At 73.7% G+C, this 20,902-nt stretch carries 21 protein-coding genes and 1 pseudogene; 8 read left to right on the top strand and 14 right to left on the bottom strand.

The window, feature by feature from the left end; translation table 11 throughout:
- The first annotated feature begins 45 nt into the window (after positions 1-45).
- Complete coding sequence (locus ACIGXE_RS05490) at positions 46-1,203, top strand: MFS transporter (RefSeq protein ID WP_399743372.1); 1,158 nt, start codon at positions 46-48, stop codon at positions 1,201-1,203.
- Here the strand turns inward: ACIGXE_RS05490 and ACIGXE_RS05485 are convergent.
- Both ACIGXE_RS05485 and ACIGXE_RS05480 read right to left on the bottom strand, forming a co-directional pair.
- Complete coding sequence (locus ACIGXE_RS05485) at positions 1,187-2,320, bottom strand: hypothetical protein (RefSeq protein WP_399743369.1); 1,134 nt, start codon at positions 2,318-2,320, stop codon at positions 1,187-1,189. The two genes, ACIGXE_RS05490 and ACIGXE_RS05485, sit on opposite strands and share 17 nt — an antisense overlap.
- Positions 2,317-3,249, bottom strand: a complete 933-nt coding sequence (locus ACIGXE_RS05480) for a 5-dehydro-4-deoxyglucarate dehydratase (RefSeq protein WP_399743366.1) — start codon at positions 3,247-3,249, stop codon at positions 2,317-2,319. The genes ACIGXE_RS05485 and ACIGXE_RS05480 overlap by 4 nt, the downstream gene beginning before the upstream one ends.
- 193 nt (positions 3,250-3,442) lie before the next feature.
- On the opposite strand from ACIGXE_RS05480, the gene ACIGXE_RS05475 reads away from it, so the two are divergent.
- Positions 3,443-4,255: an NAD-dependent epimerase/dehydratase family protein gene (locus ACIGXE_RS05475; protein ID WP_399743363.1), complete on the top strand. Its 813-nt coding sequence runs from the start codon at positions 3,443-3,445 to the stop codon at positions 4,253-4,255.
- Positions 4,256-4,490: 235 nt separating this feature from the next.
- Here ACIGXE_RS05475 and ACIGXE_RS05470 read toward each other — a convergent pair whose 3' ends face one another.
- A complete protein-coding gene (locus ACIGXE_RS05470; RefSeq protein ID WP_399743360.1) occupies positions 4,491-5,456 on the bottom strand; it encodes an AraC family transcriptional regulator in 966 nt (321 codons plus the stop codon).
- A gap of 55 nt (positions 5,457-5,511) precedes the next feature.
- Here ACIGXE_RS05470 and ACIGXE_RS05465 point away from each other — a divergent pair, with 55 nt between their 5' ends.
- Both ACIGXE_RS05465 and ACIGXE_RS05460 read left to right on the top strand, forming a co-directional pair.
- Positions 5,512-5,751 (top strand): hypothetical protein, encoded by a 240-nt coding sequence (locus ACIGXE_RS05465; RefSeq protein WP_399743793.1) that lies wholly within the window; start codon positions 5,512-5,514, stop codon positions 5,749-5,751.
- A 36-nt stretch (positions 5,752-5,787) separates the two neighbouring features.
- A complete protein-coding gene (locus ACIGXE_RS05460; RefSeq protein ID WP_399743357.1) occupies positions 5,788-6,975 on the top strand; it encodes a TerD family protein in 1,188 nt (395 codons plus the stop codon).
- Between the two features lie 149 nt (positions 6,976-7,124).
- On the opposite strand, the gene ACIGXE_RS05455 is transcribed toward ACIGXE_RS05460, so the two are convergent.
- From ACIGXE_RS05455 to ACIGXE_RS05445, 3 genes and pseudogenes are all read right to left on the bottom strand, one after another.
- Positions 7,125-8,144, bottom strand: coding sequence for a 1-aminocyclopropane-1-carboxylate deaminase (locus ACIGXE_RS05455; protein ID WP_399743354.1), 1,020 nt, complete (start codon positions 8,142-8,144; stop codon positions 7,125-7,127).
- Between the two features lie 146 nt (positions 8,145-8,290).
- Positions 8,291-8,929 (bottom strand): annotated as a pseudogene (locus ACIGXE_RS05450) (GntR family transcriptional regulator); the annotation flags it as partial.
- A gap of 42 nt (positions 8,930-8,971) precedes the next feature.
- Positions 8,972-10,399 carry an alkaline phosphatase PhoX gene (locus ACIGXE_RS05445; RefSeq protein WP_399743350.1) on the bottom strand — a complete coding sequence of 476 codons (1,428 nt, stop codon included), beginning with the start codon at positions 10,397-10,399 and terminating at the stop codon, positions 8,972-8,974.
- Positions 10,400-10,486: 87 nt separating this feature from the next.
- On the opposite strand from ACIGXE_RS05445, the gene ACIGXE_RS05440 reads away from it, so the two are divergent.
- On the top strand, positions 10,487-11,254 hold the full coding sequence (locus ACIGXE_RS05440; protein WP_399743347.1) for an SDR family NAD(P)-dependent oxidoreductase: 768 nt from the start codon (positions 10,487-10,489) through the stop codon (positions 11,252-11,254).
- A gap of 408 nt (positions 11,255-11,662) precedes the next feature.
- On the opposite strand, the gene ACIGXE_RS05435 is transcribed toward ACIGXE_RS05440, so the two are convergent.
- Positions 11,663-13,105, bottom strand: a complete 1,443-nt coding sequence (locus tag ACIGXE_RS05435) for a hypothetical protein (protein ID WP_399743344.1) — start codon at positions 13,103-13,105, stop codon at positions 11,663-11,665.
- 202 nt (positions 13,106-13,307) lie between these two features.
- On the opposite strand from ACIGXE_RS05435, the gene ACIGXE_RS05430 reads away from it, so the two are divergent.
- Positions 13,308-15,152: an endonuclease/exonuclease/phosphatase family protein gene (locus ACIGXE_RS05430; protein WP_399743341.1), complete on the top strand. Its 1,845-nt coding sequence runs from the start codon at positions 13,308-13,310 to the stop codon at positions 15,150-15,152.
- A 34-nt stretch (positions 15,153-15,186) separates the two neighbouring features.
- Positions 15,187-15,690 carry a GNAT family N-acetyltransferase gene (locus ACIGXE_RS05425; protein ID WP_399743338.1) on the top strand — a complete coding sequence of 168 codons (504 nt, stop codon included), beginning with the start codon at positions 15,187-15,189 and terminating at the stop codon, positions 15,688-15,690.
- A 4-nt stretch (positions 15,691-15,694) separates the two neighbouring features.
- Here the strand turns inward: ACIGXE_RS05425 and ACIGXE_RS05420 are convergent, their stop codons facing one another.
- The 4 genes from ACIGXE_RS05420 to ACIGXE_RS05405 all read right to left on the bottom strand — a co-directional run bounded on the left by ACIGXE_RS05420 (position 15,695) and on the right by ACIGXE_RS05405 (position 18,493).
- Positions 15,695-16,432, bottom strand: coding sequence for an SDR family NAD(P)-dependent oxidoreductase (locus ACIGXE_RS05420; RefSeq protein ID WP_399743335.1), 738 nt, complete (start codon positions 16,430-16,432; stop codon positions 15,695-15,697).
- 110 nt (positions 16,433-16,542) lie between these two features.
- Complete coding sequence (dapD, locus tag ACIGXE_RS05415; RefSeq protein ID WP_399743332.1) at positions 16,543-17,526, bottom strand: 2,3,4,5-tetrahydropyridine-2,6-dicarboxylate N-succinyltransferase; 984 nt, start codon at positions 17,524-17,526, stop codon at positions 16,543-16,545.
- Between the two features lie 44 nt (positions 17,527-17,570).
- Positions 17,571-18,173 (bottom strand): TetR/AcrR family transcriptional regulator, encoded by a 603-nt coding sequence (locus ACIGXE_RS05410; RefSeq protein WP_399743329.1) that lies wholly within the window; start codon positions 18,171-18,173, stop codon positions 17,571-17,573.
- A complete protein-coding gene (locus tag ACIGXE_RS05405; protein ID WP_399743326.1) occupies positions 18,173-18,493 on the bottom strand; it encodes a DMT family transporter in 321 nt (106 codons plus the stop codon). The genes ACIGXE_RS05410 and ACIGXE_RS05405 overlap by 1 nt, the downstream gene beginning before the upstream one ends.
- Positions 18,494-18,555: 62 nt before the next feature.
- On the opposite strand from ACIGXE_RS05405, the gene ACIGXE_RS05400 reads away from it, so the two are divergent.
- Complete coding sequence (locus ACIGXE_RS05400) at positions 18,556-19,644, top strand: oxidoreductase (RefSeq protein ID WP_399743323.1); 1,089 nt, start codon at positions 18,556-18,558, stop codon at positions 19,642-19,644.
- Here the strand turns inward: ACIGXE_RS05400 and ACIGXE_RS05395 are convergent.
- The 3 genes from ACIGXE_RS05395 to sufU all read right to left on the bottom strand — a co-directional run bounded on the left by ACIGXE_RS05395 (position 19,634) and on the right by sufU (position 20,901).
- A complete protein-coding gene (locus tag ACIGXE_RS05395) occupies positions 19,634-19,999 on the bottom strand; it encodes a VOC family protein (RefSeq protein WP_399743320.1) in 366 nt (121 codons plus the stop codon). The two genes, ACIGXE_RS05400 and ACIGXE_RS05395, sit on opposite strands and share 11 nt — an antisense overlap.
- Before the next feature lie 102 nt (positions 20,000-20,101).
- The gene (locus ACIGXE_RS05390) at positions 20,102-20,440 is read right to left on the bottom strand and encodes a metal-sulfur cluster assembly factor (protein ID WP_384413075.1); all 339 of its coding nucleotides are present in this window, start codon (positions 20,438-20,440) and stop codon (positions 20,102-20,104) included.
- Complete coding sequence (gene sufU / locus ACIGXE_RS05385; protein ID WP_399743317.1) at positions 20,437-20,901, bottom strand: Fe-S cluster assembly sulfur transfer protein SufU; 465 nt, start codon at positions 20,899-20,901, stop codon at positions 20,437-20,439. The genes ACIGXE_RS05390 and sufU overlap by 4 nt, the downstream gene beginning before the upstream one ends.
- Position 20,902 lies beyond the last annotated feature (1 nt).

Below are 20,902 nucleotides of genomic sequence, written 5' to 3'. Positions count from 1 at the left end.
ATCCACCCGATCCGGACGGGCCACCTCAGACGCCAGCCTGCGGTCATGCGCGTATCTCTCTATCTGACCGCCGTGCTCGTGTCCGGCTTCGGCACGACGGCGATGTGGCTCGTCTCCGGGATCTGGGTCAAGTCCCTCACCGGCTCCGACAGTCTGGCCGCCCTCACCGCCTTCGCCCTGTGGGCGCCCGCCCTGCTCGGGCCGGTGCTCGGCGCCCTCGTCGACCGGGTGCGCCGGCGCCCGCTGCTCGTGGCGGCGAACCTGGCGCTCGCGGCGCTGCTGCCGCTGCTGCTCCTGGTGGACCGGCCGGACCGGGTGTGGCTGCTGTTCGCCGTCCTCGTCGTCTACGGGGCGCAGGGCGCGGTGCACGACGCCGCGGAGTCGGCGCTCGCGGCCGGCTCGCTCGACCAGGAGCGGCTGGGCGACCTCAACGGACTGCGGATGACCGTCGGCGAGGCCGTGAAGCTGGTCGCCCCGCTCGTGGCGGCGGGGCTCTTCGCCCGGTACGGCGGCGGCCCGGTCGCGCTGCTCGACGCGGCCACCTTCGTGGCGGCGGCGGGGGTGTTCGCGCTGCTCCGGGTGCGGGAGGAACGGCCTGTACCGGGTACGCGCCCCCGGGTCGCCGACGGCGCCCGGCTGCTGTGGGAGTCGCCGGTGCTGCGGCCGCTGGTCCTGGCGGGCGGCTTCACGATGCTCCTCGCGGGGCTCAACGGGGCCGCGATCTACGCGGTGGTGGACCGGGGCCTCGGGCACTCCCCCGCCTACGCCGGTGTGCTGTACGCGGTGCAGGGCGCGGGGTCCGTGGTGGCCGGACTGTCGGCGGGCCCTCTGCTGCGCCGGGTGCCGGAGCGGGGGCTCGCGGCGGCCGGGCTCGGCCTGTTCGCCCTCGGGGCCGCGGCCAGGGCGCTGCCGTACGACACGGTGGCCCTGGGGGCGAGCGCGCTCGTCGGGGCGGGCCTGCCGTGGGTGCTGATCGCCACGATGACGGCCGTGCAGCGGCAGGTGCCCGCGACGGCGGTGGGGCGGGCGGCCGGCACCGCCCACACGCTGGTCTTCGTGCCGAACGCGGTGGCGCTCGCGCTGGGCGCGGGTCTGATGGCCGTGGTGGACGTCCGGGTGCTGCTGCCGGTGCTCGGCGTCGCGGGGGCGGCCGGCGCGGCCGCCCTCGCCGCCGCGCGTCCCCGGCTCAGCGAAGCGACCTGAGGCCCTCCCGTACGGCGGCCAGATCGGCGTCCGAGGCCAGACCCGCGTGGTAGAGCCGGAGTTCCGTGGCGCCCTCGGCGGCGGCCCGCTTCGCGTCCTCGGTCAGGGTGTGCGGGGAACCGCCCATGCCGGTGACCACGGGGAGGTTGGCGGCGAGCACCGTCCGGGCGTGCGCGTGGGCGGCGAAGGGGGCCACCGTGGCGGCCGGGGTCACCACGCCGTCGGCGACGGACAGGATGTGCGCGGGGTCGGTGCCGGCGTTGGCACCGCAGCGGTACGGGACCGGGTCGGCGTGCAGCAGCACGCGGAAGCCGGGCGGCGCGGCGGCCCGGACGGCCGCCACGGCCTGCTCCTGGAGGGCACGGGCGGCCGCCAGGCGCCGGGTGAGGGCGGCGGCCGCGAGTCCGGGCTCCAGGGCGCCGGCCGGCGCGCCCCGCCAGACCGGTTCCAGGGCGGCCCGGACGGCGGCCGCGAGCGCGCCGGGTTCGGCGCCGTGCGCGGCGTAGCCCTCCCGGCAGGAGGGGCAGAAGCACAGGGACATCAGGTACTGGGCCGCGTCGTCGAGCGGGACCCCGGCCGTCTTGTCGTGGGCGTGCAGATGCGCCAGCCCGTACCAGCCGCAGGACTCCAGCTCGGTGCCGGCCGCCCCCGGCCGGACCGCCGCCTCGGCGGCGAGGTCCACCAGCAGGGCGCGGACGGCGTCCTGGCCGACGCAGGGCGCCCAGGGGTAGCGGTCGCCGTACGCGTTGACCACGGAGGTCTCCGGATGGTCCGCGCCGAGCCGGGAGTTGTGGGCCAGGACGACCCAGCTGTGCACGGCGAGGCCGCTGTCCGCGAGGGCCTTGGCCGCCTCGGCGTGGGCGTCGCCGGGCGCCCAGTCGCCCGCCGGGCGGGGGGCGAGGGCGCGGCCTCGCCAGCGGGCCGGGTCCGGCGGGTAGAGGGTGGCCGCGTGGGCGGCGGTGACGATCCGGTGCCGGGGGTGCCGGGGCGTCAGGGCACGGGTCGAGTGATAGGCGGCGGCCAGGGTGACCTGGGCGAGGCCGAGGTCGGCGAGCCGGTCGGGGGCCGCCGGGTCGCCGTTGACGTCCCAGGGGTAGAGGAAGGCGCCGGCTCTCATCGGGTCTCCCCGCCGAGCGCCGCCCGGCCGCGTTCGACGATCGCCGCGAGTTCCTTCAGGTGCTCGGGGCGCGGTTCGCTGAGCGGCGGGCGGACCTCCCCGACGTCCAGGCCGTTCATCCGGACCGCGGCCTTGACGAGGGAGACGGCGTATCCCCGTCCGCGGGAGCGGAGTTCGACCAGGGGCCGGTAGAACGCGTCGATGAGGCGGTGCGCGGTGGCGTCGTCGCCGGTGGTGAGGGCGCGGTGGAAGGCGAGGGCGAGGTCGGGGGCGAAGCAGAAGACGGCGGAGGAGTAGAGGGTGACGCCGATGCCCCGGTAGGCGAGTCCGGTGAGCTCGGCGGTGGGCAGCCCGTTGAAGTAGAGCAGGTCGAGGCCGGCGGAGCGGACGGCGCTGACGATCCGCTGCATGAGGTCGAGGTCCCCGAGGCCGTCCTTGAGGCCGATGACGCCGGGGGTGCGGGCGAGGGCGACGGCGGTCTCGGGGGTGAGGACGGCGTTGTCCCGCTGGTAGACGATGACGTCGAGCGAGGTGGCGGCGGCGAGTTCGGTGTAGTGGCGCAGCAGGCCGGCCTGGTCGGCGACGACGAGGTAGGGGGGCATGGCGAGCAGCCCGTCGGCGCCCGCCTCCTCGGCGAGCCCGGCGTACCGGACGGCGAGGGCGGTGCCGTATCCGGCGCCGGCCAGGACGGGGACGCGGCCGGCGGACTCGGCGACGGCGGCGGCCACGCAGTCGCGGAACTCCTCGGGGGTGAGCGCGTGGAACTCGCCGGTGCCGCAGCAGGCGAAGACGGCGCCCGCGCCGGCGTCGATCCCGGCGCGGACATGGGCGCGGAAGACGTCGAGGTCGAGGCCGCCGTCCGGGCCGAAGGCGGTGACGGGGAAGAAGAGCAGGCCGTCGAGCCGGTCGGCGAGCGGGGGTGTGGTCACGGGCACTCCCTGTCGTACAAGATTCTGACTGCTGTCCATATTCTTGAACGACCTCACGCTAAGGCAGGGCGGAAGGGGCGGTCAAGAAGCGAAGTCCCTTTGGAGCGCGCGTCCTTGACGCCGTCAGGAGCAGTACCTAGCGTGACGCCCCATCCATGTGTGTGAATACGGTCTACGGACGGAGATGCCCTCCTTGAACGCCGCACCCCGAACCGTCCTGCTCACCGGCGCCGCCGGCGGCGTCGGCACCCTGATGCGGGAGCTGCTGCCCCCGTACGGTTACGCGCTCCGCCCGCTCGACGTGGTCCCCGTCCCCGGCGCGCCGGACGCGATCCTGGCGGACCTCGCCGACCGCGACGCGCTGCGGGAGGCCGTGCGGGGCGTCGACGCCGTGATCCACCTCGCCGGGATCTCCCTGGAGGCCGGGTTCGACCGGATCGTGGCCGCCAACATCACCGGCCTGCACCACCTCTACGAGGCCGTGCGCGAGGAGGGCGTGCCCCGGGTGGTCTTCGCCTCCAGCAACCACGCCGTCGGCTTCACCACCCGGCCCCGCCCCGGCGAACCCCCGGTCCCCGTCGACACACCGCACCGCCCCGACACCTTCTACGGACTCTCCAAGGCCTTCGGTGAGGACCTGGCGCAGTTCTACTGGGACAGGCACGGCGTCGAGACGGTCTCCGTGCGGATCGGCTCCTGCTTCCCCGAGCCCACCTCGGTCCGGATGCTCTCCATGTGGCTGAGCCCGGCCGACTGCGCGCGGCTGCTGCACGCGGCGCTCACCGCGCCCGAGGTCGGCCACACCGTCGTCCACGGCTCCTCCGCCAACACCCGTGAGTGGTGGGACCTGACGACGGCGCGGGCGCTCGGCTACGAACCCAGGGACGACTCCGAGGTGTACGCCGAGAAGATCATCGCGGAGCAGGGCCTGCCGGCCCCGGGAAGCGCCGACGACGTCTACCTGGGCGGGCACTTCTGCGTGGACCCGCCGCGCTGGCCGCACTGACCACCGTCCGGGACGCGGGCGGAGCCGCGGGAAGAGCACAGGCCCGGCCGGACGATGCGGGGGTGCCGGCCGGGGCCCGGGTCGACGTGTGCGACGTACGACGCACGCGGACAAGCCCGACGATACGTTTCGGCCAAGATCACCGCGAGCCGCTGAACGCGACGCCTGTCCACAAAACGCGACGGGTCCACACCACCGGCCCGGAGCGGGAGTTCGCACTCCCGGCCCGCGCGGGTCACCCCCGCAGGGTGCGCGACGGCGACTCGCCGAAGCGGGCCCGGTACCGCGCCGCGAACCGGCCCGGGTGGGTGAACCCCCAGCGCCAGGCCACGTCCCCCACGCTCAGCCCGTCCGGGTCGCCCGCCCGCAGCTCCTCGTGGACCCGCTCCAGACGCACCTCGCGCACGTACGCCATCGGGGACATGCCCACGTACTCGCGGAACGACTCCTGGAGCCGGCGCACGCTCACGCGGGCGAGCCCGGCGAGCTCCGTGCTCGTGAACGGGTGCTCGGGGCGGGCCCGCACCGCGTCCATCGCCCGCTTGACCGGTGCCGGTCTGACCGGCCCGTGCGGGTGCGCCAGCTCGTCCCGCCAGGGGTGCTCGGCCGCCAGGAGCAGCCCGTTGAGCAGCGCCTCCTGGAGCGGGCGCGCCACCAGCTCGTGGGTGGCGAAGCCGTCCCCCGCGAGCGCCCCGGCCGCCACCTGCCGGGCGAAGCCCACCCAGCCCAGCCCCGGCCCGCGGGTGATGTCCAGACGGGAGCCGAGGGCGAGCCCGCGCCCCGGCGGGCGCCCGAGCAGCTGCTCCAGACGGTCCCGGAGCGCCGCCGCGTCGATCTTGACCGAGAGCGTGCGGCAGTCCCCGCTCCAGCGGTCGAGGAAGGTGTCCCCGGCGGGGTCGAGCAGCACCGCCTCCCGCGAGGTCGCGAGCAGCCGGCCCCCGCCGCCGCCCTGGCGCAGCTCCATGGTCCCGCTCAGCGGCGCGTTGATGTGGAACGCGCCCAGCTCGCCGAAGCGCATCCGCACGTCCGCGCCGCAGCTCAGGTCGCCGATCATCAGCGGCCCGAGACCGACGGTGTCGAAGCGCGCCGCGAAGGGGCGGTCCCCCCTCTCGATCACATCCATGAAGTTGGCGTAATAGCGCGCGTCGATCTCCTCGCGCGCCTCGTCCACGTCCCGCGTCCGGAAAGAGCTCCCACCCACGATCCGAAAGAATATTCATATGACGGACCTGACCGGGAACGGCAGGATGCCCGTCATGCCACCACCTCGGGGATTCGTCTGGGCCCGGCGCACCGACGGAACGGTCGTCGTCACCCACCACGGCCGCGTCGCCGCCACCTTGCGCGGCGGCCGCGCGGAGAAGTTCCTCGCGGAGGTCGCCGCCGGGGACCCGCAGCTGGTCATGGCCCGCTGGACGGGCTCGTACCGGTTCGGCAACGAGCGGACCGCCCGCGACCACCCGCGTAACCGGAGTGGCCGAACCGGGCGAAGGTAAGGGAACGGCAAAGGTGCCCTGTTCGTTACCCCGGGCATGACCGCTATGACCCCCGGCTCGAACATCCCTCTCACCGCCGCGCGCGTGGCGGTGGACGTCGCCGCCCCGGTGCGGCTCGACGTCTCGGGCCTGCTGCTCGGCGCCAACGGCAAGGTGCGCTCCGACGACGACTTCATCTTCTACAACCAGCCCGCCGGCCCCGGTGTCACCTACCGGTCCGGCGGCGGCGCCGCGCCCGACGCCATCCTGGTGGACACCACCGCCGTGCCGGCCGGCGTCGAGAAGATCGTGGTGACCGCGAGCCCCGACGCCGCGGGACAGACCTTCCAGGGCATCGAGCCCACCGCGACCCTGCGCGACGCCGACAGCGGCGGCGTGCTCGCCACCTTCACCCCACCGCGGCTCGGCACCGAGACGGCGCTCGTGGTCATGGAGATCTACCTCCGCAACGGCGCGTGGAAGGCCCGCGCGGTCGGCCAGGGGTACGCGAACGGGCTCGCCGGGATCGCGACCGACTTCGGCGTGAGCGTGGACGAGGAGCCGACGCCGGCCGCGGCGCCCGCCCCCGCGGCCGCGCCCGCCCCGGTGGCGGCCCCGGCCGCCCCCGCCGCCCCGGCCGCTCCCCCCGCGCCGCCCGCCGGCACCGGGAAGATCAACCTGGACAAGGGCCGGGTGAGCCTCCAGAAGAACCAGACCGTCTCCCTCGTCAAGGGCGGCCGCCCGCTGCTCTCCCAGGTCAAGATGGGCCTCGGCTGGGAGCCCGCCTACCGGGGCAAGGACATCGACCTCGACGCCTCCGTCATCGCCTACGGCCCCCAGCGCAACCACATCGACAGCTGCTACTTCGGCAAGCTGGCCATCCTCAACGGCGCCATCAAGCACTCCGGTGACAACCTGACCGGCGAGGGCGCGGGCGACGACGAGGTCATCGTGGTCGACCTGGGCCGGCTGCCCGCCGACACCACCGGCCTGGTCTTCACCGTCAACTCCTTCTCCGGCCAGAAGTTCACCGAGGTCGCCAAGGCGTACTGCCGGCTCATCGACGCCGCCACCGGCGAGGAGCTGGTCCGCTTCGACCTGACCACGGCCGAGCCGCAGACGGGCGTGATGATGGCCAAGCTCATCAAGCAGTTCTCCGGCGAGTGGGAGATGACGGCGATGGGCGAGTTCGTGAAGTCACGGACCGTCCGCGGCATGGTGAAGCCCGCGGCCCAGGCCCTCTGAGCTCCCCTCCCCCGCCGGGCCCGGAACGGGCGGCTCCGAGGTCCCGCTCCGGCCCGAGGTGCCGCTCCGGGCCCCGGGTGGGGTGCCAGGCCCTGTCGTCGAACGCCGGCCTGCCCCGCCGGGCAACGACGGGAGTGCGACGACAGGGCCTAGAACAGGCCGCTGTACGCGTTGAGGGCCGGCTGGCCGCCGAGGTGGGCGTAGAGCACGGTCGAGTCCCGGCCGATCTCGCCCCGGTCCACCAGGTCGACCAGTCCGGCCATCGACTTCCCCTCGTAGACGGGGTCGGTGACCATGCCCTCGGTGCGGGCGGCGAGCCGCATCGCGTCCAGCGTGGCCTCGTCCGGGACGCCGTAGACGCCCGCGTGGTAGCGCTCGTCCAGCTCGACGTCGGCGGCGGTCAGCGGACGCTCCACACCGATGAGGGCGGCGGTGTCCCGGGCGATCCGGGTGATCTGCTCATGGGTCGGTACGGGCTTCGCCGAGGCGTCCACGCCGATGATCCGCCGGGGCCGGTCGCCCGCCTCGGCGAGCGCGGCGAAGCCCGCGACCATGCCGGCCTGGGTGGAGCCGGTCACCGAGCAGACCACCACCGTGTCGAAGAAGACCCCGAGCTCCCGCTCCTGCTCGGCCACCTCGTAGGCCCAGCGGGCGAAGCCGAGTCCGCCGAGCCGGTGGTCCGAGGCGCCCGCCGGGATCGCGTACGGCTTCCCTCCGGCCTCCTCGACCTCCCGCAGCGCCGCCTCCCAGCTCTCCTTGAAGCCGATCCCGAAGCCGGCCTCCACCAGGCGCACGTCGGCGCCGGCGAGCCGGCTGATCTGGATGTTGCCGACCTTGTCGTAGCCGGGGTCGGGCCAGTCGACCCAGCTCTCCTGCACCAGCACGCAGCCGAGGCCGGCGTGCGCGGCGACGGCCGCGACCTGGCGGGTGTGGTTGGACTGCACACCGCCGATCGACACGAGGGTGTCGCAGCCCCGCGCGAGGGCGTCGGCGACGAGGTACTCCAGCTTGCGGGTCTTGTTCCCGCCGTACGCGATGCCGGAGTTGCAGTCCTCGCGCTTGGCCCACAGGGCGGCGCCGCCGAGGTGCGCGGTGAGCCGCTGGAGCGGGTGGACGGGCGAGGGTCCGAAGAGCAGCGGATAGCGGTCGAAGTCGGCGATCGTCGGCATGCGGGCTCCCGGGGTGGGTGGGGTCAGTTCGCGGACGCCTGGGCCCTGAGCTCGGACGGCAGGTCCCTGGACTCGATGGCCCGGTCCCCGGACCCGGCCGCCCGGTTCCTGAGCTCCGTCACCCGGTCCCGGGGCTCCGTCGCCTCGTCCGCGAGCTCCTCGAGCGCCCGCCATATCTCCGTCGTCACCCGCACTGCCTCCTCCGTGTCGCCCGCCTCGCACGCGTCGATGAGGCGGGTGTGCAGCACGGCGGAGACACAGGTGCCCGCGTCGCCGAAGAGATGGCGCTCGACGCGGCGGATCAGCGGGGTGTACCGCTCGACGGTGGCGGCGAGGGCGTGGTTGCCGCTCGCTCCGACGAGGACGTCGTGGAGCTCGTCGTCGGCGCGCAGGGCGGCGTCGACGTCCGCCGCGCGCACGGCCGCGGCGAAGCGCTCGTTGGCCTCGCGCATGGCCCGGATCCCCTCGGGGCCGAGCAGCGGTACGGCGGTGCGCGCGGCGAGTTCGTGCATCACGCGCACCACCGATGCGGCGTCCCGGACGACCCGGCTGACCAGCCGGGTGACCCGGGTGTAGCTCTGCGGTTTGGTCTCGACGAGGCCTTCGTCGCCGAGCCGGGCCAGGGCCTCGCGCACGGGTGCGCGGGAGAGCCCGAGCCGTTCGGCCAGTTCGGTGTCCCTGAGCACGGAACCGGGCGCGAGGTCGCCGCGCACGATGGCGTCGCGCAGCGTCTCGTACGCCCGGTCACGGAGCAGGGTCCGGCCCACGGGCCGCAAGGCGTCCATGAACTGACATGTTAGATGTCAGCTCGTAGACGGCACCAGGCTTCAGCGGCGGGGCTGGCGGCGCCAGGGGCCGGTGATCGCGAGCATGATGCCCGGGTCCTGGATGTTGGCGAACAGCGTGTCGCCGTCGGGCGAGAAGACCACGCCGGTGAACTCGCTGTCGTTCAGGTCGTTGCGGGCGATCGGGTAGGTGCGGCCGCTCTCGGTCGCGCCGAAGAGGTGCTGGACGCCCTCGCCGTCCTCGGCGATGACCAGCCCGCCGTACGGGGAGACGGTGATGTTGTCCGGGCCGTCGAAGGCGCCGTCCCGGTCCGGCGTGGCGTTGACCCCGAGCAGGACCTGGAGGGTGAGGGTCCGGCGGCGCGGGTCGTAGAACCAGACCTGGCCGTCGTGCGGGGTGCCGGGGCTCTCCGCACGGGCGTACGAGGAGACGATGTAGGTGCCGCCGTCGGCCCACCACATGCCCTCCAGCTTGCGGGCCCGGGTGACCTCGCCCGCGCCGAACTGCTTGCGGACCGGGAGGGTGCGGGCGTCGCGGTCGGGCACGTCGACCCAGTCCACGCCGTAGACGGTGCCGATCCTCGTCGCGCGGGAGAGGTCGTCGACGAACCGGCCCGCCGAGTCGAAGCACTTGGGGGCCTGGAGCACACCGGCGTCGTCCGCCAGCGTGGCCAGCCGCCCGCGGCCGTGCTCGAAGCCCGTCGGCGGGACCCAGCGGAAGAAGAGGCCGTTGGGGCCGGAGGCGTCCTCGGTGAGGTAGGCGTGGCCGCGCCTGGGGTCGATGACGACGGCCTCGTGGGCGTAGCGGCCGAAGGCCTTGACCGGCTTCGGGTCCCGGTTGGCGCGCCGGTCGTGCGGGTCGACCTCGAAGACGTAGCCGTGGTCCTTGGTCATGCCGTTCTTGCCGGCCAGGTCCTCGGTCTCCTCGCAGGTGAGCCAGGTGCCCCACGGGGTTCGGCCGCCCGCGCAGTTGGTGGAGGTGCCCGCGATGCCCACCCACTCGGCCACCGTGCCGTCACGGTGCACCTCGACGACCGTGCAGCCGCCGGAGGCCGCCGGGTCGTAGACCAGGCCCTCGGTCAGCGGGACCGGGTGGGGCCAGTTCTTGCGGGGGCCCTTGAGCTCGTGGTTGTTCACCAGGTACGTGGTGCCGCGCGGGCCGGCGAAGGTGGCGGTGCCGTCGTGGTTCGAGGGCGTGAACTCGCCCGTCTCCAGGCGGGTGACGCCGCTGTGGGTGATGACGCGGTAGGAGAAGCCCTCGGGCAGCGCGAGGACGCCGTCGGGGTCGGCGACCAGGTCCCCGTAGCCGAGGCGGTGGCCGTGCCCGTGGCCGTGGTCGTGGCCGTCCTCGTGGTCCTCGGCGGCCAGTGCCTGCGGCGCGGTGGCGAGCGCGCCGACGGCGCCGGTCAGGGCGAGGCCGGCGCCCGCGGCGGCGGACTGCTTCGCGAACTCTCTGCGGTTGAGGGACATGACGGTCTTCTTCCTGTCGTCACCCGGTGTCGCGGCACACGGTCGCGCCCCCGTATAAACGCCGATGAAACAGAAAGGCGACTCACCATGAACCTGCCGACCCACGGACGGCGCGTCCTCGTCAGCGGTGCGTCACGCGGTCTGGGCCGCGCGGTGGCCCGGGCCTTCGCGGCCAACGGAGACCGCGTGGCCGTCCATTACGGCTCCCGAACCGAGGAGGCCCGCGCGACCCTGGACTCCCTCGACGGCACCGGCCACGCCCTGGTCTCCGGGGACCTCTCGGATCCCGCGGACGCGGCGCGGGTCGCGGACGCGGCGGCCGAGGCGCTCGGCGGCCTCGACGTGCTGGTCAACAACGCGGCCGTCAACCTGCCGCATCCGCCGGCGACCACCCCGTACGAGGAGTGGGTGGCGCTGTGGCAGCGCCATGTCTCCGTGAACCTGCTGGGCACGGCGTACCTGAGCCACCGGGCGGCCCACGCGATGATCGAGTCGGGCCGGGGCGGCCGGATCGTCAACGTCGGTTCCCGGGGCGCCTTCCGCGGCGAGCCGGACCATCCGGCCTACGGCGCCACGAAGGCGGCCGTGCACGCGCTCGGCCAGTCCCTGGCCGTGGCCCTCGCCCCGCACGGCATCGGGGTGGCCTCGGTCGCCCCCGGCTTCTTCGCCACCGAACGCGTCGCGCCGCGTCTGACCGGCCCGGAGGGCGAGGCCATCCGCGCCCAGAGCCCCTTCGGCCGGGTGGCCGGCCCCGAGGAGATCGCCGCGGCGGTCCTGTGGCTGGCCTCCCCCGCGGCCGAATGGGCCTCGGGCACGGTCCTGGACATGAACGGGGCGTCGTACCTGCGGACCTGACCGTCGCGGACGGTCGTTCCACGGGGCCGGGGCCCGGACGGAGCCAGGGGGCGGGCAGGAGGCCCGACGAACCTCATCCGGCGGGCCTGGCGCGCGCCGGGCGTCGCCCGGCAGGCAGGACGCCCACGAGCCCCCGCCCGGCGGGCAGGACGCCCCACGAGCCCCACCCGACCAGCCCCACCCGACCAACCTCGCCCGACGAGCCCCGCCCGACGGGCCTCACCCGACAGACCTGACGTCCCACGAGCCCCCGCCCGGCGGGCAGGACGCCCCACGAGCCCCACCCGACCAACCTCGCCCGACCAGCCCCGCCCGACCAGCCTCGCCCGACGGGCCTCACTCGGCGGCCCTGGCGCCCCACGGGCGTCGCCCGTGCCCCGCGCGCCCGTGCCCCCGGCGCGGCCGGGTTCACGCCCGGCGCGACCTCGCCTTGAAGGCCGCCTTCCGGGCCTCCTTCGCCGAGGGCTTGTCACGGTGGAGGCGGCCCATCGCCTCCAGGACGTCCGCCGTCGCGGGGTGGTCGACCCGCCAGGCCGCCTCGAAGAAACCGCCGTGGCCGCCCGTCAGACCCTCGATGAGGTCCTGGAGTTCCTCCAGGTCCCCGTCGGCGTCGAGGTGGGCGGCGATGGTGTCGACGGCCAGCCAGAAGATCATCGACTCCGGCGGGGCGGGCACGTCGGCCGCGCCGCGCTCGGCGAGCCAGACCCGGGCGAGGCCGCCCAGCTCGGCGTCGTCCAGGACCTCGCGTACGGCCGGTTCGGCCTCGGCGCCGACCAGGGACAGGGCCTGCTGGGCGTGCAGCCGGCGCAGCGGGGCGCCCGGGTCGGTGCCCCGCGCGGCGGCCAGCAGCTCGCGCGCGGCGCCGGCGGCGTCGCGTCCGGCGAGCCAGCCGGTGGTCTCGGCACGGGCCGCGTCCTGCGGGTAGCGGGCGATGCCGTCGAGGAGCACGTCGGCGCCCTTGTCGGCGAGTTCGCCGACGGCGGGGACGGCGAGACCGGCCTCCAGCATCCGGGCGCGGACGCCGTACAGACCGAGCGGGGTGAGCCGGACCATGCCGTAGCGGGTGACGTCCTCGTCGTCGACGGGCGGCGCGGGCTCCTCGCCCTCCTCGGCCATCAGGGCCTCGTCGACGGGCTTGTAGGCGACGAGACCGATGGACTCCAGGATCCGGAACTGCTCGTCGAGCCGCATCATCGCGTCCGAGACCTGTTCCAGGACGTCGTCGGTGGGCTCGTGCATGTCGTCCGGGACGACCATCGACGCGGCGAGCGCGGGCAGCGGCACGGGTCCCTCGCCGGCCCCGCCCTCGCTGACGGTGAGCAGGTAGAGGTTGCCGAGGACGCCCTCGAGGAACTCGGCCTCGCCCTCCGGGTCCCAGCCGAGCGCCTCGAAGTCGATCTCGCCGTCCGCGCCGACGATCGCGTCGAGGTCGTCGAAGTAGGGGGCGGCGGCGTCGGAGAAGACCGCGTCGAAGCCGTCGAGCCAGATGCCGAGGACGTCCTGGGGCGAGCCGCCGGTGAGCAGCGCGAGGTTCGCCCCGGCGGTGGCGCGGCCGGGCTCGTCCTCGCTCGCGCCGTCCTCGACCTCGACCAGGCCGGTGTCGACGGCGAGCCGCCAGGCCTCGCTCGCGTACGCCTCGCCGTCCTCGTCGCCGGTCAGGCCGAGGACCTCGGCGGCGGCGGGCAGCTGCTCGTCGACGAGTTCGCCGCCGGCGCCCACCCGGGTCTCCGGGCCGGCCCAGCGGGCGAGCCGTACGGCACGGGTGAGGAGGGGTGCGGCCAGGGCGTCCCGCGCGAGTTCCGCGTCCGCGCGCAGCCGAACGGGGGGAAGGGTCGGGCGGTCCGTGGCCATCTGGGGTGTTCTCCTCGGCGGGGCTGCGGGGTGGGTGCTTCGAGCGCCCTTCAGCGTAGACGCATTCGGGGGGCGGTCCGGCGGTTCACGGAGGCGTCAGCCTTCGTACACCCGTCGACCCTTGACAAGGGGCCCGCTCTGCAACGAAATTGACGCGCGTAGATCTTTCGATCGTTCGTCCAAGCCCTCACGGAGCTTCTTGATGTCTTCCTCCATACCGAGATCGGCCGCCGTCGCCGCCGTCGTCTCCGCCGCTCTCGCCGCCGGTCTGCTGGGCGGCGGTGCCGCCTCCGCCGACGAGGCGACCGCCGCCGCGGCCCCCGTCCGGATCCACGACATCCAGGGCACCACCCGCGTCTCGCCGCTGGTCGGCAAGCAGGTCACCGGTGTGACGGGCATCGTCACCGGCGTGCGCACCTACGGCTCGCGCGGCTTCTGGATGCAGGACCCGGAGGCCGACGCGGACGCGGCGACCAGTGAGGGCATCTTCGTCTTCACCAGCTCCGTCCCGACCGTCGCCGTCGGCGACAGGCTGAGCGTCAACGGCACGGTGACCGAATACGTCCCGGGCGGTCTCAACTCGGGCAACCAGTCGCTGACGCAGCTCTCCAAGCCGGTCGTCACCGTGCTCTCCAAGGGCAACCCGGTCCCGGCCCCTGTCACCGTCTGGGCCGGCTCCGTGCCGGACGCGTACGCCCCCGCGGGCGACCCGGCGGCCGGCGGCTCGATCAACGGCCTCACCCTGGACCCGGACGCCTACGCCCTGGACTACTACGAGTCCCTGGAGGGCACCAACGTCCGCATCGGCACCTCGCGGGTGGTCGGCGCGACCGACCCGTACTCCGAGCTGTGGGTGACGGTGAAGCCCTTCGAGAACGACAACACGCGCGGCGGCACGGTCTACGGCTCGTACGACTCCCAGAACACCGGCCGCCTCCAGATCCAGCAGCTGGCCCCGATCGCCCAGCAGCCCTTCCCGAAGGCCGATGTCGGCGACTACCTGGCCGGCACCACCGAGGGCCCGCTGGACTTCAACCAGTTCGGCGGCTACACCCTGGTCGCGCGCACCCTGGGCGAGCACGTGGGCCTCGGCCTGGAGCGCGAGGTGACGGACCGGCAGCACAAGAACGAGCTCGCGGTCGCCACGTACAACGTGGAGAACCTCGACCCGTCCGACCCGCAGGAGAAGTTCGACGCGCTCGCCAAGGCGGTCGTCGAGAACCTGGCCTCGCCCGACATCGTCGCCCTGGAGGAGATCCAGGACGACAACGGCGCCAAGAACGACGGCACGGTGACGGCCGGCGAGACGCTGAAGAAGTTCACGGCGGCGATCGTCGCGGCCGGCGGCCCGGCGTACGAGTGGCGCTCGATCGACCCGGAGAACAACAAGGACGGCGGCGAGCCCGGCGGCAACATCCGTCAGGTCTTCCTCTTCAACCCGCAGCGGGTCTCCTTCGTCGACCGCCCGGGCGGCAACGCGACCACCGCGACCGCGGTCACCGGTACCAAGGGCGACGCCCACCTGACCGTCTCCCCCGGCCGCATCGACCCGGCGAACTCCGCCTGGGAGAACAGCCGCAAGCCGCTCGCGGGCGAGTTCGTCTTCCGCGGCCGCACGGTCCTCGTGGTCGCCAACCACTTCGGCTCGAAGGGCGGCGACGAGTCGATCGTCTCGCACCACCAGCCGCCGACCCGCTCCTCCGAGACCAAGCGCCTGCTCCAGGCGCAGGCCGTGAACGCCTTCGTCAAGGACGTCATCGCCCTCGACAAGCAGGCCGACGTCCTGGTCCTCGGCGACATCAACGACTTCGAGTTCTCCGGCACCACACAGGCGCTGACCGACGGCGGCGCGCTGTTCCCGGCCGTGAAGTCGCTGCCGCTCAGCGAGCGCTACTCGTACGTGTACCAGGGCAACAGCCAGGTCCTCGACCAGATCCTGACCAGCCCCGGCGTGCACCACTTCGAGTACGACAGCGTGCACATCAACGCGGAGTTCGCGGACCAGAACAGCGACCACGACCCGCAGGTGCTGCGCTTCCGTCCGTGATCACGGGCGCGCACGGGTGTGCGAGACTGCGGCCGTGATCCTGCGTCCCGCCACCCGCGCCGACCTGCCCGCCGTCCTCGCGCTCCTCGCCGACGAGGAGCGCGTGGTCGACCCGGCCTCGGTGACCGTGACCCCCGCCTACGAGCGGGCCTTCGCGGACATCGAGGCCGACGCGCGCAACGAGGTGCTGGTCCTCGTCGACGACACGGCCGGGGAGCCGGTCGTCGGCTGCCTCCAGGCCACGTACATCCCCGGCCTCGGCAAGGGCGGCGCCGAGCGGGCCCTGATCGAGGCGGTCCGGATCAGGGCCGACCGGCGCGGCGGCGGGCTCGGCCGCACCCTGATGGCCCGGGCGATCGACCGGGCCCGCGCCCGCGGCTGCGCGCTCGTCCAGCTGACCAGCGACAAGTCCCGGACGGACGCCCACCGCTTCTACGCCTCCCTGGGCTTCGCCCGCAGCCACGACGGCTTCAAGCTCGCCCTCCAGGGAGTGCCGGGCGTCGCGAGCCAGGCGGGACGTCCCGGACACGCCCTCTAGGGGGTCAGCCCAGCAGGTGCCCGCCGCCGTCCACGAGCAGCACCTCGCCCGTGATGTACGAGGCGTTCGCCAGGTCGTGGACTGCCTCGGCGATGTCCTCCGGGCGGCCCACCCGGCGCAGCGGCACGACCGAGGCCACGTGCTCCTTGGCGGCGTCGGCGCCCTCGACGCCGTCGAACCACGGGGTGTCGACGAGTCCCGGCGCGACGGCGTTGACCCGCACGTCGGGCCCGAGGGTCTTGGCGAGCAGCTTGGTCATGTGGTTGACCGCCGCCTTGGTCACGGCGTACGGGATGGAGCTGCCGCCGGGCCGGACGCCGGCCTGCGAGGAGATGTTCACGACGGCGCCGCGGGTCTCGCGCAGATGCGGGACGGCGGCGGTGACCGTCTGCCAGACGCCGATGACGTTGACGTCGTAGAGGAGCCGCCACACGTCGGGCGAGGCGGCCGCGAAGTCGTCGTGCGGGATGAAGCGGGTGGTGCCGGCGCTGTTGACGAGGAGGTCGAGGCGGCCGAAGTGCTCGACCGTCCGCTCGACGAGGCGGGCGGCCTGTGCCTCGTCGGAGACGTCGGCCTGGAGGTAGTGGGCGCCGGGCAGTTCCGCGGCGAGCTTCTCGCCGGCGGCGACGGAGCGGGCGGAGTTGACGACGACCCGGAAGCCGGCGGCCGTGAGGCGGCGCGCGACGGCGGCCCCGATGCCGGAGGAGGAGCCGGTGACGAGGGCGACACGCTGTTCACTCATGTGCTGTTCCTTCTGGATGACCTCCTGTCGCGCAGGGGCGATCATGCCAGAGACGCGGGACGGCCCGCCGTCCCTTTACGGGGCGGCGGGCCGTCCGGCGGCGCACGGGCTCAGTTGTGGCTGTGCAGGATCTCGTTGAGACCGCCCCAGACCGCGTTGTTCGGGCGGGCCTCGACGGCGCCGGTGACCGAGTTGCGGCGGAAGAGGATGTTCGAGGCGCCGGAGAGCTCGCGGGCCTTGACGACCTGGCCGTCGGGCATGGTGACCCGGGTGCCGGCGGTGACGTAGAGGCCGGCCTCGACGACGCACTCGTCGCCGAGGGCGATGCCGACGCCCGCCTCGGCGCCGATCAGGCAGCGCTCGCCGATGGAGATGATGACGTTGCCGCCGCCGGAGAGGGTGCCCATGGTGGAGGCGCCGCCGCCGATGTCGGAGCCGTCGCCGACGACGACGCCGGCGGAGATGCGGCCCTCGACCATCGAGGTGCCGAGGGTGCCCGCGTTGAAGTTGACGAAGCCCTCGTGCATGACGGTGGTGCCGGCGGCGAGGTGGGCGCCGAGGCGGACCCGGTCGGCGTCGGCGATGCGGACGCCGGCGGGCACGACGTAGTCGGTCATGCGGGGGAACTTGTCGATCGAGGTGACCTGGAGGTGCAGGCCCTCGGCGCGGGCGTTGAGCCGCACCTTCTCGATGTCGTCGACGGCGACCGGGCCGAGCGAGGTCCAGGCCACGTTGGCCAGCAGGCCGAAGACGCCGTCGAGGCTCTGGCCGTGCGGCTTGACCAGGCGGTGGCTGAGCAGGTGCAGCCGCAGGTAGGCGTCGTGGGCGTCGAGCGGCTTGTCGTCGAGCGAGGCGATGACGGTACGGACGGCGACCACCTCGACACCGCGGCGGGCGTCGACGCCGAGGGCCTTGGCGGCGCCCTCGCCGAGGGCGTTGACGGCCTCGTCGACGCCGAGACGCTCGGTGCCGGCGGGGCCGGGGGCGTCGGTCAGCTCGGGGGCGGGGAACCAGGTGTCGAGAACGGTGCCGTCGCCGGCGATGGTGGCGAGGCCGGCGGCGACGGCGCCGGTGGTGCGAGGAGCAGTGGTCATGACGGAAAACCTAACGGTCGGGCCCCCGCGCGGGCCAACCGGTCTCAGGTGTCGGTCGGCGCCGTCGGCGGTTCCGCCAAGGGGACGGCCGGCGGTTCGGAGCCTTCGTCGAGCACCCGCGCCAGCATGGAGCGCGCGTACTCCTCCTCGTAGCCGTGTCCGCCGAGCAGGTACATGAGGGAGAGACCGTCCGTCATCGCGACGAGCCCGCGGGCGGTGGCGGGGTCGGTGCGGCCGGCGAGGGCCGTGCGGACCTCGTCGACCCACTCGTCGGCGACCGGGCGCAGGGCGGGACGGCGCAGGGCGGCGAGATACAGCTCGTACGCGAGCTCCGCCTCGCGGCGGTCCCCGCCGAGCCAGCGGCCCATGATCCGGGCGAGGGCGGTGGCGAGGTCGGTGTCGGGGTCGGCGAGCTCGGGGCTGTCGCGCAGCGTCCGTCCGAAGGTCGCGTTGGCGCGGCGCAGGGCGGCGACGAGGAGTTCGTCGAGGGAGGCGAAGTGGTACGTGGTGGAGCCGAGCGGCACGTCGGCCTCGGCGGCCACCGTGCGGTGGCTGAGCCCGGCGATCCCGTCCCGTCCGACGACCCGGAGGGCGGCGTCGACGATCCGCTCGCGCCGGTCGGGGTCGTGGCGCCGGGGCCGGGCCATCAGTGCGCGCCGCCGAGGTTGAGGACGGCGACCCCGGCGATGATCAGGACGATGCCGGCGATCTTGGCGGGGTTCATGGACTCGCCCAGGAAGAGGGCGCCGATGGCGGCGACGGCGGCGGTGCCGACCCCGGACCAGATCGCGTAGGCGGTGCCGACCTGGAGGGTCCTGAGTGCCCGGGCGAGCAGGGCGAAGGCGAGGAGGTAGCCGGCACCGGTGATCAGGGAGGGTCCGAGGCGGGAGAAGCCCTCGCTGTACTTCATGGAGGTGGTGGCGACGATCTCGGCCGCTATGGCCCCCGCGAGCAGTCCGTATCCCATGTGTACGAGTGTACGCACGCCTGTGTACGGCCGTACACAACCGCTCCGGATACGGTGTGCGCATGACATACCCTCCGGGGCCGTACGGATACGGCTACGCTCCCCCGCCACCGCCGCCGAGACCGGGCGTGATACCGCTGGCGCCGCTGAACTTCAGTGACATCCTCACCGGCGCCTTCACCACCTACCGGCGCTACTGGAAGCCGCTGCTCGGCGTCGCCGCGACCGCCTACACCGCCGTCGCCGTGCTTGTCGGAACGGCGCTCCTGGTCGCCTGGTCCGCCGTCGGCGACGACATCCGGCGGCTGAGCGACCTGCCCGCCGGCCAGGACCCGGAGTTCGCCGACATCCAGCCGCTGATCGGGGCCTTCGTCGGCGTCTGGCTGCTCGGCATGGCCGCCTACGTCGTCTGCGGCGGACTGGTCTCCGCGGCCGTCCCGGCCGTGGTCCAGGAGGCGGTGCTCGGCCGCCCGATCTCCTTCGGCACCGCCTGGAGCCGTGCCTGGTCCCGGCTCGGCGCGGTCATCGGCTCGGTGTTCCTGGCGACGCTGGCCACGCTCCTGCCGGTCCTGCTCTTCCTGGTCGGCTTCACCCTGATGATGGTCGGCATCATCACGGGCATCGCCGCCTCCGAGGGGGGCCGCTCGAACGACGGCGCCGGCTTCGCGATGGTGGGCGTCCTCCTCTTCCTCGGCGCCCTCGCGCTCATCCCGCTGGCGCTGTGGCTCTGGACCAGGTTCAGCCTCGCCCCGGCCGTGGCCGTGATCGAGGGCCAGGGCGCGGTGGCCTCCCTGCGCCGCTCCGCCGCCCTCGTCAAGGGCTCCTGGTGGCGGGTCTTCGGCTGCACGCTGGGCGCGGGCCTGATCGTGGGCGTCGCCGGCAGCGTGATGCAGCAGGTCGTCGGCCAGGTGGGGTCGGTCTCCATGGGCGGCCTCGAGTTCGGCCCGGACGCCACCCCCGGCGCGGTCTTCGGCGCCCTCGGCGGCCTGTTCGTGGCCCTGGTGGTCGCCCAGGTCCTCGTCCAGGCGGTCGCGGCCCCGTTCCCGCCGCTCGTCTCCGCCCTGCTCTACGTCGACCAGCGCATCCGCAAGGAGAACCTGGCCCCGGTCCTGGCCCGGACGGCGGCGGCGGAACCGCCCGTCAGTCGATGAGCGTCGCCTTGGGCCGGAGCACGCAGAACTCGTTGCCCTCCGGATCGGCGAGGACCACCCAGGTCGCGTCCTCGTCCTGACCGACGTCCACCCGCCGCGCCCCGAGCCCGACGATCCGCGCCACCTCGGCGTCCTGGTCGTCGGGCGTCAGGTCGATGTGCAGGCGGTTCTTGCCGCTCTTCCGCTCGGGCACGGGAAGGAAGCACATGCCCGGCAGCGCATGCTCGTCGGCGCCGATGACGATCTCGTTCTCCGCCTCGAAGAGAATCCGCCAGTCCAGCACCTGAGCCCAGAACCGGGCCTGTGCGGGCAGGTCATGACAGTCGACGGCGAGGTGGTACATGCGAACGGCCATGGCGGCCAGTCTGCCATCACGACCGTCACGACCGTCACGACCGCCCGCGAACGCGACGAGGCCCCCGGCGGGCACCGGGGGCCTCGTACCGCACGAGCGGAATCAGACGTTGAAGCCGAGCGCGCGCAGCTGCTCGCGGCCGTCGTCCGTGATCTTGTCCGGACCCCACGGCGGCATCCAGACCCAGTTGATCTTGAGCTCGTTGACGATGCCGTCGGTGGCGGCCTTCGCCTGGTCCTCGATCACGTCGGTCAGCGGACAGGCCGCCGACGTCAGGGTCATGTCCAGCGTCGCGACATTGGAGTCGTCGATGTGGATGCCGTAGATCAGGCCGAGGTTGACGACGTCGATGCCCAGCTCGGGGTCGACGACGTCGTACAGCGCCTCGCGGATCTCTTCTTCGGAGGCCGGCTTCATCGTGGCCTCGGCGTTCTCGGTCATGCCGACTTCCTCTCCGCGTCGGAGCCCAGCGCCTGGGCCGTCGCGTCCTTCCACGCCATCCAGCTGAGCAGCGCGCACTTCACCCGGGCCGGGTACTTCGAGACACCGGCGAACGCGACCGCGTCCTCCAGGATCTCCTCCATCGCGTCGTCCGGCTCGATCTGGCCCTTGGACTGCATCAGCTCCAGGAACGTGCCCTGGATCTTCTGCGCCTCGGCCAGCTCCTTGCCGACCAGCAGCTCGTTGAGCACGGAGGCCGAGGCCTGGCTGATGGAACAGCCCTGGCCCTCGTACGACACGTCCGCGATGCGATCGCCCTCGTACTTCACCCGGAGGGTGATCTCGTCGCCGCAGGTGGGGTTGACGTGGTGCACCTCGGCGTCGCCGTCCCGCAAGCCCCGGCCGTGCGGGTGCTTGTAGTGGTCCAGGATGACGTCCTGGTACATCGAATCCAGCTTCACG

This window comes from Streptomyces sp. NPDC053431, from assembly GCF_044544925.1.
In the GTDB taxonomy this organism is placed as follows: Bacteria; Actinomycetota; Actinomycetes; order Streptomycetales; family Streptomycetaceae; genus Streptomyces.
The sequence above is the reverse complement of the archived record's forward strand: the minus strand, read 5'-3'. Positions and strand labels throughout refer to the sequence as shown.